The organism is Glutamicibacter sp. BSL13, from assembly GCF_052928425.1.
Genome location: NZ_JAVGCZ010000058.1, coordinates 1 through 16236, shown reverse-complemented (window position 1 = coordinate 16236; position 16236 = coordinate 1). Strand labels below are relative to the sequence as shown.

Annotated in this window: 15 protein-coding genes; 6 read left to right on the top strand and 9 right to left on the bottom strand. The window is 67.8% G+C overall.

The window, feature by feature from the left end:
• Nucleotides 1-82 precede the first annotated feature (82 nt).
• The 5 genes from RCJ92_RS10685 to RCJ92_RS10665 form a co-directional block, all read right to left on the bottom strand.
• Entirely contained in the window at nucleotides 83-937 is an 855-nt protein-coding gene (locus RCJ92_RS10685) for a hypothetical protein (RefSeq protein ID WP_446754540.1), read from the bottom strand.
• Nucleotides 934-1623: a response regulator transcription factor gene (locus RCJ92_RS10680; RefSeq protein ID WP_054821067.1), complete on the bottom strand. Its 690-nt coding sequence runs from the start codon at nucleotides 1621-1623 to the stop codon at nucleotides 934-936. The genes RCJ92_RS10685 and RCJ92_RS10680 overlap by 4 nt, the downstream gene beginning before the upstream one ends.
• On the bottom strand, nucleotides 1611-2882 hold the full coding sequence (locus RCJ92_RS10675) for a sensor histidine kinase (RefSeq protein ID WP_446754539.1): 1272 nt from the start codon (nucleotides 2880-2882) through the stop codon (nucleotides 1611-1613). The genes RCJ92_RS10680 and RCJ92_RS10675 overlap by 13 nt, the downstream gene beginning before the upstream one ends.
• A gap of 116 nt (nucleotides 2883-2998) precedes the next feature.
• Entirely contained in the window at nucleotides 2999-3418 is a 420-nt protein-coding gene (locus RCJ92_RS10670) for a VOC family protein (RefSeq protein WP_446754538.1), read from the bottom strand.
• Nucleotides 3419-3653: 235 nt separating this feature from the next.
• Nucleotides 3654-4076: an acyl-CoA thioesterase gene (locus RCJ92_RS10665; protein WP_138175586.1), complete on the bottom strand. Its 423-nt coding sequence runs from the start codon at nucleotides 4074-4076 to the stop codon at nucleotides 3654-3656.
• 484 nt (nucleotides 4077-4560) lie between these two features.
• Here RCJ92_RS10665 and glsA point away from each other — a divergent pair, with 484 nt between their 5' ends.
• Together glsA and RCJ92_RS10655 are read left to right on the top strand one after the other, a co-directional pair.
• Complete coding sequence (glsA, locus tag RCJ92_RS10660) at nucleotides 4561-5595, top strand: glutaminase A (protein ID WP_171021167.1); 1035 nt, start codon at nucleotides 4561-4563, stop codon at nucleotides 5593-5595.
• 234 nt (nucleotides 5596-5829) lie between these two features.
• Complete coding sequence (locus tag RCJ92_RS10655; protein WP_446754537.1) at nucleotides 5830-6564, top strand: sulfite exporter TauE/SafE family protein; 735 nt, start codon at nucleotides 5830-5832, stop codon at nucleotides 6562-6564.
• On the opposite strand, the gene RCJ92_RS10650 is transcribed toward RCJ92_RS10655, so the two are convergent.
• Genes RCJ92_RS10650 through RCJ92_RS10640 form a run of 3 tightly spaced genes read right to left on the bottom strand, consistent with a single transcriptional unit; the run spans nucleotide 6561 to nucleotide 10941 of the window.
• Nucleotides 6561-7355: an HpcH/HpaI aldolase/citrate lyase family protein gene (locus tag RCJ92_RS10650; RefSeq protein ID WP_446754536.1), complete on the bottom strand. Its 795-nt coding sequence runs from the start codon at nucleotides 7353-7355 to the stop codon at nucleotides 6561-6563. The two genes, RCJ92_RS10655 and RCJ92_RS10650, sit on opposite strands and share 4 nt — an antisense overlap.
• Nucleotides 7352-9367: an acetyl/propionyl/methylcrotonyl-CoA carboxylase subunit alpha gene (locus RCJ92_RS10645; protein WP_446754535.1), complete on the bottom strand. Its 2016-nt coding sequence runs from the start codon at nucleotides 9365-9367 to the stop codon at nucleotides 7352-7354. The genes RCJ92_RS10650 and RCJ92_RS10645 overlap by 4 nt, the downstream gene beginning before the upstream one ends.
• A gap of 2 nt (nucleotides 9368-9369) precedes the next feature.
• Nucleotides 9370-10941: a carboxyl transferase domain-containing protein gene (locus RCJ92_RS10640; protein ID WP_446754534.1), complete on the bottom strand. Its 1572-nt coding sequence runs from the start codon at nucleotides 10939-10941 to the stop codon at nucleotides 9370-9372.
• Between the two features lie 233 nt (nucleotides 10942-11174).
• Between RCJ92_RS10640 and RCJ92_RS10635 the strand changes: the two genes are divergently transcribed.
• A complete protein-coding gene (locus RCJ92_RS10635; RefSeq protein WP_054821347.1) occupies nucleotides 11175-12323 on the top strand; it encodes a hypothetical protein in 1149 nt (382 codons plus the stop codon).
• Nucleotides 12324-12581: 258 nt separating this feature from the next.
• Here RCJ92_RS10635 and RCJ92_RS10630 read toward each other — a convergent pair whose 3' ends face one another.
• A complete protein-coding gene (locus RCJ92_RS10630; protein WP_446754533.1) occupies nucleotides 12582-13712 on the bottom strand; it encodes a hypothetical protein in 1131 nt (376 codons plus the stop codon).
• A gap of 164 nt (nucleotides 13713-13876) precedes the next feature.
• Between RCJ92_RS10630 and RCJ92_RS10625 the strand changes: the two genes are divergently transcribed.
• The 3 genes from RCJ92_RS10625 to RCJ92_RS10615 form a co-directional block, all read left to right on the top strand.
• Nucleotides 13877-15028 (top strand): type III polyketide synthase, encoded by a 1152-nt coding sequence (locus RCJ92_RS10625; RefSeq protein ID WP_446754532.1) that lies wholly within the window; start codon nucleotides 13877-13879, stop codon nucleotides 15026-15028.
• Complete coding sequence (locus RCJ92_RS10620; protein ID WP_446754531.1) at nucleotides 15025-15735, top strand: methyltransferase domain-containing protein; 711 nt, start codon at nucleotides 15025-15027, stop codon at nucleotides 15733-15735. The genes RCJ92_RS10625 and RCJ92_RS10620 overlap by 4 nt, the downstream gene beginning before the upstream one ends.
• On the top strand, nucleotides 15725-16236 hold a 512-nt coding region (locus RCJ92_RS10615; protein WP_446754530.1), incomplete at its 3' end, for an FAD-dependent oxidoreductase. The genes RCJ92_RS10620 and RCJ92_RS10615, both read left to right, overlap by 11 nt.

Below are 16236 nucleotides of genomic sequence, written 5' to 3'. Positions count from 1 at the left end.
CTGTGGTTTAGCGGCGGAGGCCTGTATCGCTGCGGTTTCGGATCCCCGGCATCCGGGCTTTCCGAGCCGGGGTGGTTGGACCCTACCGGCCGTCCCCGGTGGGCGGGGCGCCGGGGTGCAGCAGCACCGAGCCCGCCGATACCTGCAGGCCCACCTGGTGGCTGGAATTGGAACTGACCTGTAAGCGGTTATCCACGCTTCCTGCGGAGACCTCGCTGGCCACGGAATAACTGGTGTCCGGCAGCGTCAGATCCAATAGCCCGGCGCTGACCTGTGCGTCAACCGTGGCCGGTGCCTTGCCGGTCAGTTCGCTGTTCAGTCGTCCGGCGGCGACGGCGTAGGTGGCGTCCGCGACATCGGCCAGGACCACGTCGGCCTGCCCGGCCCCAAGATCCACATCCAAGCTCGTGGCCGAGCCGTTGGCGCGCAGGTATCCTGCATCAACGTCGAGATCGAGCCGCGCGAAGTTTCCGTTCGCCAGCAGTTCACCGGCCTCCAGGGTCAGGGTGGCGTTCAGCTGTCCATTGTCCAGCTCCCGGGGCAGGGTGAGCTTTACGTCGTTGCGGGAGCGGTCGCAGCCCAGGAAGCACCAGCTCTGCCATCCGCCGGGCGGCTTCACCTCCAGCGTGTTGCCGCGGCGCTCCAGTGACCAGGAGCCGCGGGAGCTGCGCACATCGAGCACCGCCTCGGGGGTGTCGGCGAATTCGAGGGTGAACTGTCCGGCCTCCGCGTTGACCTTCAGGTTGGTGGTTCCCTTGGCATCGGCGGTCAGCACCGTGTGGCTGCGGGAGAGGGTGGCAACCGATTGGTTGACGGCTCCGGCGATCACGCCGAGCAGGATCAGTCCGCCCAGCACGGCCAGCACAATACCCACGGGGCTCAGGGGCCGGCGTTGACGGGTGTCCCCAACGGGCGGTGGAGTGGTGGGGGTGGTCATGGGGTGCTCCTATCGGTGTTGCCGGTGCCCGTGTCCTGGATATGCGCCAGGGCGGCGAGCACGCGCCGGTTGCCGGTGCCATCGGCTTCCAGGTCGAGTTTTTGGAAAATGGAGGTAATGTACTTCTCCACGCTGGCTTCGGACAAGTGCAGAAGCCTGGCGATCGCCTGGTTGGACTTGCCCTCGGCCAGGGCGGCCAGCACCGTGCGTTCGCGTTCGGTCAACCGCTGCATGCGGTCGTCATGGTTTCGTCGGGTCAACAGCTGTGCCACCACTTCCTGGTCGAGCACGGTTCCGCCGGAACGGATCTGTTCCAGGGATTCAATGAACTCGGCTACGTCCGCCACCCGGTCCTTGAGCAGGTAGCCCAGGGCCCCGGACTGCATGGCAATCAGTTCGGCGGCGTAGCGTTCCTCCACGTACTGCGAGAGCACCAGCAGCGGCAGCTGCGGGTAGCTGCGCCGCAGCTGCAGTGCCGCGCGGATCCCCTCGTCGGTGTAGCTCGGGGGCAGGCGCACATCCAGGATGCACAGTTCGGGGAACTGCGCGGGGTCCGCCTGCTGCATGAAACCGCTCAGCCCACCGGCGTCCGGCAGCGCGGCGACCACCTCGTGGCCGGAGTGTTCCAGCAGCCGCACCAGCCCTTCGCGCAGCAGCACCGAGTCCTCACAAATCAGTACGCGCATGGCACGTTCACCTCCAGTGCGGTGGGCCCGCCGTGCGGGCTGTCCAGGTGGACGGTGCCGCCGGCGGCCAGCACCCGGTTGGTGATCCCGTCCAGGCCGCCGCCGGGCAGGACCGCGGCCCCGCCCACCCCGTTGTCCTCCACCCGCGCCCAGAGCCGGGACTGGCCCTGTTCCGCACGCAACCGCACGGTAACCCGGCATTCGGAAGCCCGGGAGTGCTTGGCCGCATTGTTCAGGGCTTCGGCGATGGAGAAATAGACGGCCGCTTCCGCGGTCTTCTCGCAGCGCCGGGGCAGGTCCACATCCAATTTCACCGGGATGTGGGATCGTCCGGCCACGGCCGAGAGGGCCGCATCCAGTCCGCGGTCCTCCAACACGGAGGCGTAGATGCCGCGGGTGAGCTGGCGCAGTTCGGTGATGGCCGCCTTCGTGGAGGTGTGCGCCTCGGCCACCAGTTCCTTTGCGGCCTGCGGGTTGGTGTCGATCTGCTGGTGGGCCAGGCCCAGGGCCATGCCCACCGACACCAGCCGGGGCTGTACCCCGTCATGCAGGTCCCGTTCAATGCGGGTGCGTTCCAGTTCCGCGGCCCGCAGCGCCCCGGCCCGTTGGGCGGAGCTGGTGTAGGCCCGGGCACTGAGGTCGGTTTCACGGGCCACCGAACCGATGATGGCGGTGGTGATGGCCCGGTGCAGGAATGCCAGGCCCACGAGCGCCGCGCATCCAACGAGGGTAATGATCAGCATCAGCGGGGCCTGGGAGGCCGGAAGCTGCCAGCCGAACGGGCCCGAAACCTCCTCGGCCCCGGTCAGCGGCGCGAAGGAGAGAACCAGGGACTCAATGGTCCACTGGGCCACGTTGAGGGTGGCGGCACCCAGCAATACGGCAAGGGCGAAGCTGCCAAAGGCCGCCCACATCCGCCCGCTGGACAGATTGCGGCCCAGGCTGCGCAGGTACTGCCCGAAGCCGGGACCCTGGCTGGGCTGCCAGCGCAGCTCGGCGACGGGCAGTTCGTACAGGTCGGTGACCCTGCGGGTTTCGAACCAGGACAGGGCAAAGATCGCATAGACCAGCCCCACCAGCATCAGCAGGCCCAGACCCAGCAGGACCACCAGGGCCAGGCTGGCCGGAAGCCAGACGGCCAACAGCGTGATCGCGGCGACCCCAAAGGTGCCCATCACGGCAAGCTGCAGCAGGGTCAGCCCCAACCGCAGCGGCGGGCGCCAGGTGCCCGGGGGAGAAGGTAACGGTGTCGAAGTCATACCTCAACCCTAGGTACTGGCCGGGCCGGGCAACACGGAGGGATCCGGAGAACTTCATTATGGAAAACCCGAAGGCACCCTGCCAGGGGCAGGGTGCCTTCGGTGCGATCAATGGATCAGGCCTCGTTCTGCATGGCCTCCTGGCTCATCCACGCGATTTCCCACACGTGCCCGTCCGGGTCCTTGACGGCTGCCTGGTACATGCCCTCGAACGGTTCGCTGGCCTCCCGGTAGACCGCGCCGCCGCCGGCCACGGCCTTGGCCACGAAATCATCGACTTCGCTGCGTGAATCGGCGGACAGGGCGTTGAGCACTTCACGGGTGCCGCTGCCCACGGTGGGGGTGTCCCCATCGATGAGGAAGCTGGCGAAAAAGTCGCGGTGCAGCACCATCACGGTGATCGTGTCACTGATCATCCAGGAGGTGGCGTTGGAATCCGAGAACATCTCATTCTTGGTAAACCCCAGCCCCTCATAGAAGGCATCGGCCTTCGCCAGGTCGGCGGTGGGCAGGTTGACAAAGATCATGCGGCTCATGGGGACCTCGCAAGCTGGATGGATGTCCGGCACTGTTGTGCCCGGGCACCTACTACTGTGCTCGAGACCCGCGTGGTGCGGCAAGGGCTGGCAAGATTTTCTTCGCCGCGAGCGGTCCGGCGCGCCCGGGGGCATGAGAAAGGCGTGGTTTTGACGGTGGTTGCCGTCAAAACCACGCCGGTCAGCTGCTGGGGACCTGGTGGCTGAAGGGGCCGGGTAGGGCTTTCAGCGCGTGCTAGACGAGGGACTTGGTGATCTCCAGCGGGATGCGGTCCCGGGTGTAGGTGATGTGGTCGTAGCCGTGCGGTTCCGGGGTGCCATCCTCGCCGATGTTGACGAAGACCAGCTTGTCGATGGTCAGGATCTTGGCCTGGGTGAAGATGTTGCGCACCTCGGCGCGCAGCGTGATGGAGGTGCGCCCAAAGTCGGTGGCGGTCAGCCCCATCTCAATCAGGTCGCCTTCCTTCGCTGAGGCCACGAAGTTGATCTCGGACATGTACTTGGTCACCACGTGCTTGTTGCCCAACTGGATGATCGAGTAGATTGCCGCTTCCTCATCGATCCAGCGCAGCAGCGAACCGCCGAACAGCGTGCCGTTGGCGTTCAGGTCCTCGGGGCGGACCCACTTGCGGGTGTGAAAGGTAATTGCTTCAGCCATGTCTTAAACCTTAGGTGCCCGCGCCCCGGCGCGCAGTAACCTGCAAAACAGTGTAGGGGATTACACATTTCCCGCTACCCCCTGAGGTTTTGCGGATGGACGTTGCTCGCGAGCCGCGCGCAGGCGCTGCACCAGTTCCGAGTCATTGGCCACATCGGCGATGCTCAATGTCAGGGCGTGCCCCGCGTCCAGGACCGTCTCGGAACCGTCGGTGCCGGCCGCGTTCCGAGCGAAGTCGGAAGGTGTGCATCGCCGCGTCGCTGTTCCTGACCGTCAACATCGGGTGAATGCCCTTCAAGGTACTGGCAAACGCTGCCTGTGCCTGGCGGGCCACCGGGCAGATCGTTTCCCTGGTCCGCGGCTAGGCGCGCGGCACACCGTGGTTTGTGGTGGCGCCGATCGGGCACGGATACTGGAAACACCGAACTCAACTCGGCGGCGGGGCAGGGCGCCCCGGTATAGCCTGTAGAGGCAGGAGCGGACCATGTACGGCAAGGGACAGGGGGCGTCAGTGATTCCAAATGACTACAGTGATGTCAAACAGCAAGTCTCCACCGGCTCCCTGCCGGAAAAGGCTCGCATCGAGGAGCTGCTGCAGGATGTGCACGCCCGCTACGCCGACATCGACGAAGGCATGCTGGCCTATTACATTCCCATCCTCGGTGAAGTGGACCCCTCCCTGTTTGCCGTGGCCCTGTCCAACGTCGGCGGCAACGTGCTATGCGCCGGGGACGTGAACTACGAGTTCTCCATCCAGTCGATCTCCAAGATGTTCGTCTACGCGCTGGTCCTGCAGGAGCTGGGCCATGACGCGGTGCGCGACTACATCGGGGTGAACAACACCGGCATGTCCTTCAACTCGGTGATGGCCATTGAGCTGAACGAGGGGCATCCCATGAACCCCATGGTCAATGCCGGGGCGCTGGCCACCGCGGCACTGGTTCCGGGGCAGACCGCGGCCGAGAAGTGGGAGAACATCCGCGAATGCCTCTCCGCCTTCGCCGGACGCCACCTGAAGATGGACGGCGAGGTCTACCGTTCCGAATCCCGCAGCAACGAGCGCAACAAGGCGCTGGGCCGGCTCCTGAAGGCCCACGGGCAGCTGGAGGGCGAACCGCTGGAAATCGTGGACATCTACACCCGCCAGTGCGCGCTGAAGGTCACCGCCCACGACCTGGCGATCATGGGCTCCACGCTCGCCGACGGCGGGGTCAACCCGGTCACCGGGGAGCGGGTAATCTCCGCGGACGTATGCCGGGACGTATTGGCCGTGGTGGCCACCAATGGCCTCTACGAGAAGTCCGGTGAATGGCTCTTTGAAATCGGCATCCCCGCCAAGTCCGGGGTCTCCGGCGGCATTGTGGCCATGGCCCCGGGCAAGGGCGCGATCGGCGCGTTCTCGCCGCTGCTGGACAATGCCGGCAACTCGGTGCGCTCCCAGCTGGCCATCGGCCACCTCTCCCGCGCGCTGGGACTGAACCTCTTCGCCTCCGCGCCGCAGCGTCCGGCCACCAGCTGATCTGAACCCGGCGCGGATCAGGGGCCCGCTACCCCCGCGCGGAAACCCGGGCTTCGAGCCCCGCCAGGATGATGTCCAGGCCCTGCCCGAAGGTCTGCTCACCCAGTGTGCGCCGGCCGAACCGGGGCCGGGGAACTAGGCCCGGTCGCCCTGGCGGCCAATGAGGTAGCGTTGTCCGTGGCTGGTTTCAGTCCCGGACAATGTCTCTTTGGGAGGGCGCGCTCGGTGGGTACGGTGACAATTGGTGCAATTCTCGCACTCAGCGCCGCCACCTTCGTGGGCGCCTCGACCCAGCGGGTGAGCGGGATGGGTTTCGCCCTGGTCTCCTCACCCTTCATCGTGATGGTGCTCGGCCCCTTCGAGGGGGTCATGCTGGTGAACTTCCTGGGTACCTGCAGCAGCTTCTTGATCCTGGCCCAGGTGTTCCGTGAGGTGGAATACCGCAAGGTCATGCTGCTGCTGGTCCCGGCGGTGATCATGACCGTCCCCGGCGCCTGGGTCGCCAGCCAGCTGGGCGGACCAAAACTTTCCATCGCCATCGCCGTGATGGTGATGCTGGCGCTGGGATCCAGCTTCCTGCTGCGGAACCTGAAATCCGCCGACAGCAAGGGACTGGCCATTGGGGCCGGGGCGGTGTCCGGGTTCATGTCGGTCACCGCGGCGGTCTCCGGTCCGGCGATTGCCGCCTACGCGGTGGCCAGCCGCTGGCCGCAGGCGAAGTTCGCGATCTCGGTGCAGCTGTACTTCTTTGTGCTCTCCATTGCCTCGCTGATCGCCAAGGGCGGGATGCCGCAGCTGCACTGGAGCCAGTGGGTGGGCTGCGTCATCGCCATGGTGTGCGGCATCCTGCTGGGCAACTGGCTGGCCCCAAAAATCCCGCACAAGGTCAGCCGCGCCTTCGTGGTGATCATCGCGTTCGCCGGGGCGCTGACCCTGCTGGCCAGCGGCGTGCGCGAGATGCTGGGCTAATCCCGTTCCAGGATCTGCCGCGCCTGGCGCAGCACCGGCTCGTCGACCATCTGGCCCTCAAAGCTGAAGACCCCACGCTCGTTCTGCGCGGCCTGCAGCACCCGCTGCGCCCACTGCCGCCGCTGCGTGCCGGCGAACGCCTCGCGCACCACCGGCACATGGGAGGGGTGGATCAGCACCTTGGCGGTGAACCCGCTGGCCTGCGCGTCCTCCGCCTCGGCCGCGAGCCCGGCCAGGTCCGGGATGTCCAGGTAGACCGAGTCCAGCGCCTGCTTGTCCCAGGCGCGGGCCGCCAGCAGGACGCGAGCGCGGGCGTGCACGGCAACCTGCCGGTAGGCGCCGTCGGCGCGCCGGGAGGAGGTCCCGCCCAGGGAGGCGACCAGGTCCTCGGCGCCCCACATCAGCCCGTGGACCGCCGGATGGGCGGCCAGGGCCTCGGCCGCCAAGACCCCGCGCGCGGTCTCAATCAGCGCGTACACCCTTAGCCCCTCCAGCTCGGCGAGCACCCGCGGGTCCTCGGCCTTGGGCAGCATCACCTTGGTGTAGCCGCTGGTGCGCACCATGGCCAGGTCCTCGGCGAAGTGCGCGGAGTCGGCGGCATTGACCCGCACCAGGGTGCGCGCCGGATCCAGTGCGGATTCGCCCACCCACTGCCGGGCCTGGTGTTTTGCGTCCTGCGCGACCGCGTCCTCCAGGTCCAGGATCACCACGTCGGCGCGTTCGGCCGCCTTGCCGTAGCGTTCGGGACGGTCTGCGGGACAGAAAAGCCATGCCGGGCCCATGCTGCTCATCCTTCCTCGGCCGCCTCGGCGTAGTGCATCTGCGCCACCGGCTGCCGGGCCGTGAGCTGGTCACCCAGGCCCACCAGCAGCTTCACGGTTCCGTCCGCCGGGGCGGTGATCTCGTGTTCCATTTTCATGGCCTCCACCGCCAACAGCACGTCTCCGGCCTGCACCTGCTGGCCGTCCTGCACGTTGAGCACGCACACCGCCCCGGGCATGGGGGAGAGCAGCTGGGCATCCAGTGGTGAGGCGGCACGCTGCAGCAGGGCCAGGGAGCGGGAGAGCTGCTCGGCGCGGTCCACCCGGCGCAGCGCGAACGTTGCCGCCCCGCGCTGCACCCACGCGGTGCCCTGGGGGTCCAGCTGGGCGCGCAGCGCCCGGCCGTCCACCAGCACCGGGCCCGCACCGGTGCTGACCTCGCACCGCTGGTCCTCGTGGCGCAGCTGCCAGCCGCCGGGCGTGGCCGTCACCTGCAGCTGGCATGAGTGCTCGTCGTGCTCAAGGAGCAGGGTGCGGCTGAGCGGCCCGGTGCTGCTGAACCCGGTGCCCGACCAGGGGCCGCGGCCCACCGGCTGGGCCGCCAGCCAGGCGGCCGCGGCCTGGGCGTAGTCGGCGAAATCCGGGACGGCCGGCTGCCAGCGTTCAAGGAAGCGGGCGATCAGCTCGGTGTCCAGCCGCCCGGCGCGCACCTGCTGGTCATCGAGCAGGGCGGCCAGGAATTCGGTGTTGGTGTGCACCCCGGTGACCAGCAGCTCATCCAGCGCCGTGCGCAGGCGCTGCAGGGCGGCGGCGCGGTCGCTTCCGGTGGCGATCAGCTTGGCCAGCATCGGGTCGTAATGCGCGGAGACGGTGGCCCCGGGGGCCAGCATCGAATCCAGGCGCAGCCCGGTGCCGGCGGGTTCCCGGTACCCGGTGATGGTGCCGGTGGAGGGCACAAAGTCGTGTTCCGGGCGTTCGGCGTACAGCCTCGCCTCAATGGAGTGGCCCTGCAGGCTGACCGCCTCCTGCCCGAAGTCCAGCGGCGCCCCGGCGGCGATGCGCACCTGCTGTTCCACCAGGTCCAGTTGGCGCCCCCGAACCCGCACCACCTGTTCGGTGACCGGGTGCTCCACCTGCAGGCGGGTGTTCATTTCCATGAAGAAGAACTCCTCCGGGCGCTGGGCGGAGACCAGGAACTCCACGGTGCCGGCCCCCACGTAGTCCACCGCCCGGGCCGCCTGGACTGCTGCGGCCCCCAGTTCGGCGCGCAGCGCCTCACCGTTGGGCAGGTCGCCGAGCAGCGCCGAGGGGGCCTCCTCGATGACCTTCTGGTGGCGCCGCTGCAGTGAGCATTCGCGTTCACCCAGGTGCACGATGTTCCCGTGCGTGTCCCCGAGCACCTGCACCTCGATGTGGCGTGGGGTTTCGATCAGCCGCTCCAGCAGCAGCGTGTCATCCCCGAACGCGGTGGCCGCCACCCGGCGGGCCGCGGCCAGCGCCCCGGGCAGCTGCTCGGCCCGGTGGACCTGGACCATGCCCTTGCCCCCGCCGCCGGCGGAGGGCTTGATCAGCAACGGGAACCCGACCTCAATGGCGCGGGCGGTGATCTGCTCATCATCCAGCCCGGCGGCGGAAAACCCGGCGGCCAGCGGCACGCCGCGGCTGGCCACCAGCTCCTTGGCCTTGATCTTGTCCGCCATGGCCTCCAGCGCGGAGACCTGCGGGCCAATCAGGGTGATGCCCGCGGCCTGCAGGGCCCGGGCGAACACCGGGTTTTCGGAGAGGAAACCGTAGCCGGGGTGCACGGCCGCCGCCCCGCTGTCCCGGGCGGCCTGCACCACCTTGTCGATGTCAAGGTAGCTGTCGGTGGCCGGGGCCGGGCCCAGGTAGAGCGCGCTGTCGGCCTCCTGCACGTGCCGGGCGGCGGCGTCCGCGGCCGAGTAGACGGCGACCGCGTGGATGCCCAGGGCCTTGAGGGTACGAATCACGCGTACGGCGATCTCACCGCGGTTCGCCACAAGAACTTTGTCAAACAGGTCCACGGCTACATCCTGAAGATTCCGAAGTTGGTGTCCGGCAGCTGTTCACCGTCGGACAGGGACAGGGCGATGCCCAGCACCCGGCGGGTGTCCACCGGGTCGATCACCCCGTCATCCCACAACCGGGCGGTGGAGTAGTAGGGGCTGCCCATCCGGTCGTAGTCGGCCAGCACCGGGGCCGCGTAATCATCCTGTTCGGCCTGGCTCATCGGGTCCCCGGCCGCGGCGCGGGCCTCGGCGCGGATGGTGGTCAGCACCCCGGCGGCCTGGGATCCGCCCATCACCGAGATCCGGGCGTTGGGCCACATCCACAGGAAGCGGGGGGAGTAGGCCCGCCCGCACATGGCGTAGTTCCCGGCCCCGAAGGAGCCGCCGATGATGATCGTGTACTTCGCAACCCGGCAGGTGGCCACCGCGGTGACCAGCTTCGCCCCGTGCTTGGCGATGCCCCCGGCCTCCGCATCCCGCCCGACCATGAACCCGGAAATGTTCTGCAGGAACACCAGCGGGATGCCTCGCTGGTCGCACAGCTCGATGAAGTGCGCGCCCTTCATCGCCGATTCGGAGAACAGCACCCCGTTGTTGGCCAGGATTCCGACCTTCATCCCGTAGATGGTGGCGAACACGGTCACCAGCGTGGTGCCGTACTCCGGCTTAAACTCGCTGACCGACCCGCCGTCCACGATGCGTTCGATGACCTCGTGCACGTCGTAGGAGGCGTTCACGTCCACCGGGACCGCCTCCAGCAGCCCGGCCGGGTCCTTGGCCGGTTCGTTCCAGTCGCGTTCGGGCACCGGCGTCGGTTCGGGCAGGGTGCGCACCATGTCGCGGATCATCGACAGGGCGTGTTCATCGTTCTCGGCCAGGTGGTCCACCACCCCGGAGACCTCGGCGTGCAGTTGGCCGCCGCCCAGCTCCTCCGCGCTGACTTCCTCGCCGATGGCGGCCTTCACCAGGGGCGGGCCGCCCAGGAATATGGTGCCCTGCTCGCGCACGATCACGGTTTCATCGCTCATCGCCGGCACGTAGGCCCCGCCGGCGGTGCAGGAGCCGAGCACCGCGGAGAGCTGGGGGATGCCGCGCGAGGAGAGCTGGGCCTGATTGTAGAAGATCCGCCCGAAGTGCTCGCGGTCCGGGAACACCTCATCCTGCATGGGCAGGAAGGCCCCGCCCGAATCCACCAGGTAGATGCACGGCAGGCGGTGCTCCAGGGCAATCTGCTGGGCCCGCAGGTGCTTCTTCACGGTCATTGGGAAGTAGGTTCCGCCCTTGACCGTGGCGTCATTGCACACCACCATCACCGCGCGCCCGGCGACCTGGCCAATGCCGGTGATCATCCCGGCGCCGGGACTCGCATCGTCGTAGAGTCCGTGGGCCGCCAGCGGGGCGACCTCCAGGAAATCCGAGCCTTCATCCAGCAGCCGGCTGATCCGTTCGCGCGGCAGCAGCTTGCCGCGGGACACGTGACGTGCTCGGGACTTTTCACTGCCGCCCAGGGCGCTGCGCGCCAGTTTTTCGCGCAGCTCATCGACCAGGGCTCTCATGCTCGGTGCGGTGTCCGGAGTTGGTGTGCTCATCAGTCACTTCCCATCGGGTGGAGGTAAGAAGCGACCCGCTTTTCAGTTAAGGGTCATTTACTCTTCTAGCCAACAGTGTGACGCGCGCCATGTCAATGCCGCCACCGTGTTTTGCCCGCATTCCCCGGCGGGCAGGGCACCGAGGCGGGCCGGGAGGGGCACGGGCGCTAACCGTGGCGGCCCGGGTTGGACCCAAAAATGAAAACGCGGCGGCAAAAAGCCACAATAGAGGGGTGTCTACCCTCAGCCCTTCGGATACCCGCCATTCGCCTGCCGTTGAACTGGACATTGAGCGCCAGGCACTCTGGGCCGGACTGATTTGCTCGCTGCTGGGCACGGCCGTGGGCCTGCTGCTCTTCGCCGGTGGTCGACCCACCCTCTACGGCGGGCTGTCTGTGGGGGCGTTGGGCGCCATTTCCGGAGGCGTTGCCGCGGCCGGCAGCAGCGTCTGGGGATTCCGGCACCTGCTGGTGCAGCGGGAGCGCTGGCTGTGCGAACTGCCGCGCTGGCGGGAGCTGAACGCCATGTTCGCCCTGCTGCTGGTGCACGCCGCGATTGCCGTGATGGCCCTGAACGTCTTCTTCTACCTGATCCAGCGTTCCTTCTTCGGGCTGACCGTGGACATGTTCGCCGGCAGTGTCATGGTGGGGCTCGGGACGGGGCTGAGCGCCTACATCTCCCTGGAGGCCACCGCCCGCACCAGTTCGCACACCCTGTCGGTGGTGCTGGGCGGGTTCATGGTCTCCGGGGTCATGCTCAGCATGCTGGTGGCCGAAAACCCGATCTGGTGGAAAACCATGTTCTCCACCCTGGGCACCTTCGACAGCGGGGTGCGCTCCTTCTGGGCGTTTAACACCACCTTGTTCGTCACCGGCCTGGTGCTGGCGACCTTCAGCGAATTCCTGCTGCGGGACCTCAGCCGGCTGGCCCAGGCCTATGACCGGCGGGCCCGGGTGCGCGGGCAGCGGCTCTCACGGGTCTTCCGGCCCCGGCCGAAGGTGGTGCGCTGGTGCCTGCTGATCGTGGCCGGTGGGGTGATGCTCGCCGCCGTGGTGCCGGTGAACACCCTCGGGGACCTGCACGCCAGCGGAGTGTGGGCGGCCAGCGCCGCCCTGGTGGTGCTGTTGGCCGGCTCCGTTTTCCTGTTCCCCGGCTTTCCGGCGATCTTCCACCTGCTTTCCCTGGCCGCCCTGGGCGGGCTGGTGCTGTCCATGATGCTCTGGGCCCGTTGGGACTACTTCAACCTCACCGGGTTTGAACTGGCGGCGGTGGCCGTGCTGTTCGGCTGGATCAGTGCGTTCATCCGCACCACGGCGGCGCTGCTGGAGGTGACCATGCAGAAGCTGCAGGCCGAGGAAGAGGCTGCGGACGCGGGCCGGTGAGAGCCCGGTTGACAGCCGGTGCCCGAGACGGGCCGAGATGCGCCCAACCGGCAAGGTCAGCTGGCGTGGCCAAGCTGCCGAGGTCGACGTCCTGGGGGTGGACAGCACGGGAACCGTCGGCAACGGCAGCACGGCGAGGTGCAGGCCGGTCCTTCCCAGAACGTGCAGTGCCATGGTGGATCAGCTCCTTCATGTGCGCGCGGCCGGACCGCACGCTGAGCAGCAGTGTAGCCGCGATCCCTGGAGTGGGCGCGTCGCTCAGATCCGCAGTACCCCGTCTTTTGCCTGTCCGGGCTCCGGCAGGTCCCCGGTGTCCAGATCCTCCATCAGGTTGATGCCGGCGTAGGAATGCAGGTGAACCCGCCCGGCCTCATCGAACACTTGGAAGCTGCGGCGCAAGATGCCCTGCGGGTAGTGTGGGTGATGGAAATCGACCACCACCTGCACCTGCGGCCACCGCCCCACTACCTGGCACTGTGCGTCGCTCAACCCCTCGGTCAACGGCAGGGCCTCTCCCGAGGAGTCGTGCCAGAACTGCTCGAGGCTGGAAAACTGGTCGGCAACGGCCGCGATCGCCTGTTCCCGCTGTACGGCCGATAGCTCGACCAGCTCCCAGTGGGTTCCCACCATCCCCTGCAGGTCAATCAACCCCGGATCACCTTGCGCTGGTTCAAGATACTCTTCCTCCAGCTGCTCCAACTCCTGCTCGCTGACCGGCTCGCCCCAGCCCTGCGGCACCAGGTCCCGGAACCTGAGCGCATCGGCGATGGAGTTTAGCGGCGGCAAAGGGATCCGGGTGAGCCGGTACTCATAGCCTGCACCTCCGGCTTGATCCGGGTGCGTGATCGGTGGAGAGGGGTTCAACCACACTTCGATACTCTGTCCGCGTTGCCGCACCGCGAACAGGTGTCGGTCAAACTCGATGCTGAGCGGCGGTTGTCCCGGACGGTGCAATTGCAGGGTGTCGGGGTATGCATATCCGCTCGGTTCCGGACCCCCATGGTAGTCCTCATCGATGGCCTGAAAGGGCGAGCTGCCGGTCCACAGCCCCTCGTTCGTGACCCCGAGGATCTTTGTCCCCGCGGTCTGCACGAAACCCAGGTCCCCCTCCAATCCAATGCGGACGGCGGCCATGTCCTGGGGTGCGCACAGCGCCGGGTAGCGCTCATCGCTGGTGCTGTCCCAGGGGGAGTAGCTGACCCACAAGGCGTTCCCTGCCCGGTGCAGCAGCGTCTGCGGATGGTGAATCCCTACGTTGAGCCGGGGCCAGCTCACCACGCGGTCCGGTTGCCCGGTGCGGCGCAGCACCGCGACCGGGCGTGCTTCGTCCACGAAGAATGTGGTGTTATCTATGGTGACAGGCGCCAGCGCCCGCAACGGGTCGGTCATGGGCTGATGCTAGCAGCCGGCCCTGACCGGGAGCATCACCGGCAAGCGGTATCCTGGGCCGTCGCGGACACAGGCGCTGCAAGGTGTGTGGGGCGAAGGTTCGGATCCACTGGGAATTGCTGAACGTCCTTTACCGCCCCGGAGCCACGGCATAGGCTCGGCCCATGTCGGTCATGCTTAGAACCATTCAGACGGCCGTGCCGTCCACTGTCCTGCACCAGCCCGAGGTTCGTGACGTCTTTGCCGCCCAGCCCGGGCTGACCCGGCTGGGACAGCGGCTGATCTCCACCTCCTTTGACTCCGCGGCCATTGACACCCGCTACACCGTGGTGGAGGAGTTTGACCGGGACAAGCCGGTGGAGGGTGAAGCGGTGTTCTACGACGGGCAAACCAATGAGCTGCGCCGCCCCAGCACCCGCACCCGCAACGAGGTGTATGCCGCCAAGGCGCCGGCGCTGTACATTGAGGCGGCGCGCAAGGCCTTGGAAGCCTGCCCTGACGTGGATCCCTCCCAGGTCACGGACCTGATCACCGTGTCCTGCACCGGCTTCTACAACCCGGGCCCGGACTACCAGATTGTGCGGGCGCTCGGGTTGAACCCGGCCACCCGCCGCTACCACCTGGGGTTCATGGGCTGCTACGCGGCCTTCCCGGGCCTGCGGGCGGCGGCCGACTACTGCAAGGCAAACCCGGACGCGGTGGCGCTGGTGGTGTGCGCGGAACTGTGCACGCTGCACGTGCATTCCTCCAACGACCCGGACACCATCATGGGTTCGGCGCTCTTCGCGGACGGCGCGGCGGCCGCGCTGATCACCGGCCGGGACACCGGGGCCCCGGGGCTGCGGCTGGATGCCTTTGAAACCGTGCTGACCCCGGTGGGGGAGGAATCCATGGCCTGGAACATCGGCGATGAGGGGTTCGAAATGGTGTTGGGCACCTATGTCCCGCACATCATCGACGAGCACATCACCGGCGCGCTGGCCCCGCTGCTGGCCCACGACCCGCAGATCGACTCCGCGGCCAGCGACATTGAACACTGGGCCATCCATCCCGGTGGACGCTCCATCCTGGACAAGGTCCAAAAACGGCTGGGTCTGGATGACCGGCAACTGGCCCCGGCGCGCGACGTGCTGCGTGATTACGGGAACATGTCCAGTTCCACCGTGCTGTTCGTCCTAAAGGACATCATGGACCGGCACCTGCCCCAGGCGGATCCCGCGGGGGAGAAATTGTGCTCCATGGCCTTCGGCCCGGGGCTGACCGTGGAAAGCGCGTTGATGACCCTGCTGCCCGAGCGGGAAATCGAGGTGGAATGAGACGCCAACCCGACGCCGTGGAACAAATGGACCTTCCCGACTGCGACCCCCAGCTGCTGGAGCGCACCTACCGGCAATTCTGGCTGGTGAACCGGGTGGTCTCCGGGTGGCGCTCCCTCTACCTACAGCGGATCCGCCCACTGCTTCCGGCCGGCGGGCCAGCGAGCATCCTGGACATCGGATGCGGCGGCGGGGACATCACCACCGCCCTGGCCCGCTGGGCCCACGCCGACGGGCTGCAGGTCCGGGTGCTGGGCATTGACGCGGATGAACGGGCCTACCGCTACGCGGCGCAGCATGCCGGGCACCGGGATCTGCCCGCGGGCGCCCTGGAATTCCGCCAGGCCTACAGCCATGAACTGCTGGCTGAACCGGGCCGTTTTGACGTGGTGGTTTCCAACCATCTGCTGCACCACCTGGATGGGCAGCAGCTGCAGGGCCTGTGGCAGGACTCGGCCAGCCTGGCCAGGCACTTGGCCCTGCACGCCGACATCCGCCGCAGCCGGCTGGCCCTGGCCCTGTTCGGTGCCGGCACCCTGCCGCTGGCCGGCAGCTCCTTCATCCGCCGGGACGGGCTCGCCTCGATCCGCCGCAGCTTCAACCATGTGGAACTGGCGCGGCAGCTGCCTGCGGGCTGGCGCGCCGAGACGGCCGCGCCGTTCAGGAACCTGGCCGTCTACCAACCCGAAGCGCCCCATGAAGCTTGATGCGCTGATCGTGGGGGCCGGGCCCACCGGCCTGGCCGCCGCCATCCTGCTCACCGAGGCCGGATGGCGGGTGCGGGTGCTCGATGAGCGCCGCGGGGTGGGAGAGCACTCCCGGGCGATCGGCATCCACCCGCCGGGGCTGGCCGTGCTGGACCGGCTGGGGGTCGGGGAGGCCGCCCGCCACCAGGGCGTGAAAATCCGTGACGGGGCCGGGCTGTCCCGCAACCGGGTCATCGGGGCCCTGGATTTCTCGGTCATCGGCGGAGCGCACCGCTACGTCCTGTCGCTGCCGCAAAACCAGACGGTCACCCTGCTGCGCCAGCGCCTGCACGAACTGGACCGGCACGCCCTGCAGGAGGGGACCGGCTACCTGGGGCATAGCCAGGACGGCCAGGGAGACCTGAGCGTCACGGTACGCCAGGAGAACGCGCCCGGTTCGCCGGGCGCCGCGCAGCAGCTGCGGTCCCGCTGGCTGATCGGCGCGGACGGCACCAATTCTGC

Bases quoted from the DNA above. Each gene is read 5' to 3' on its own strand.
- RCJ92_RS10640 (WP_446754534.1), bottom strand. From the start codon at position 10,941: ATGAGCACACCAACTCCGGACACCGCACCGAGCATGAGAGCCCTGGTC.
- RCJ92_RS10685 (WP_446754540.1), bottom strand. From the start codon at position 937: ATGACCACCCCCACCACTCCACCGCCCGTTGGGGACACCCGTCAACGC.
- RCJ92_RS10670 (WP_446754538.1), bottom strand. From the start codon at position 3,418: ATGAGCCGCATGATCTTTGTCAACCTGCCCACCGCCGACCTGGCGAAG.
- RCJ92_RS10650 (WP_446754536.1), bottom strand. From the start codon at position 7,355: ATGAGCAGCATGGGCCCGGCATGGCTTTTCTGTCCCGCAGACCGTCCC.
- RCJ92_RS10675 (WP_446754539.1), bottom strand. From the start codon at position 2,882: ATGACTTCGACACCGTTACCTTCTCCCCCGGGCACCTGGCGCCCGCCG.
- RCJ92_RS10630 (WP_446754533.1), bottom strand. From the start codon at position 13,712: ATGACCGACCCGTTGCGGGCGCTGGCGCCTGTCACCATAGATAACACC.
- RCJ92_RS10665 (WP_138175586.1), bottom strand. From the start codon at position 4,076: ATGGCTGAAGCAATTACCTTTCACACCCGCAAGTGGGTCCGCCCCGAG.
- RCJ92_RS10680 (WP_054821067.1), bottom strand. From the start codon at position 1,623: ATGCGCGTACTGATTTGTGAGGACTCGGTGCTGCTGCGCGAAGGGCTG.
- glsA (WP_171021167.1), top strand. From the start codon at position 4,561: ATGTACGGCAAGGGACAGGGGGCGTCAGTGATTCCAAATGACTACAGT.
- RCJ92_RS10625 (WP_446754532.1), top strand. From the start codon at position 13,877: ATGTCGGTCATGCTTAGAACCATTCAGACGGCCGTGCCGTCCACTGTC.
- RCJ92_RS10620 (WP_446754531.1), top strand. From the start codon at position 15,025: ATGAGACGCCAACCCGACGCCGTGGAACAAATGGACCTTCCCGACTGC.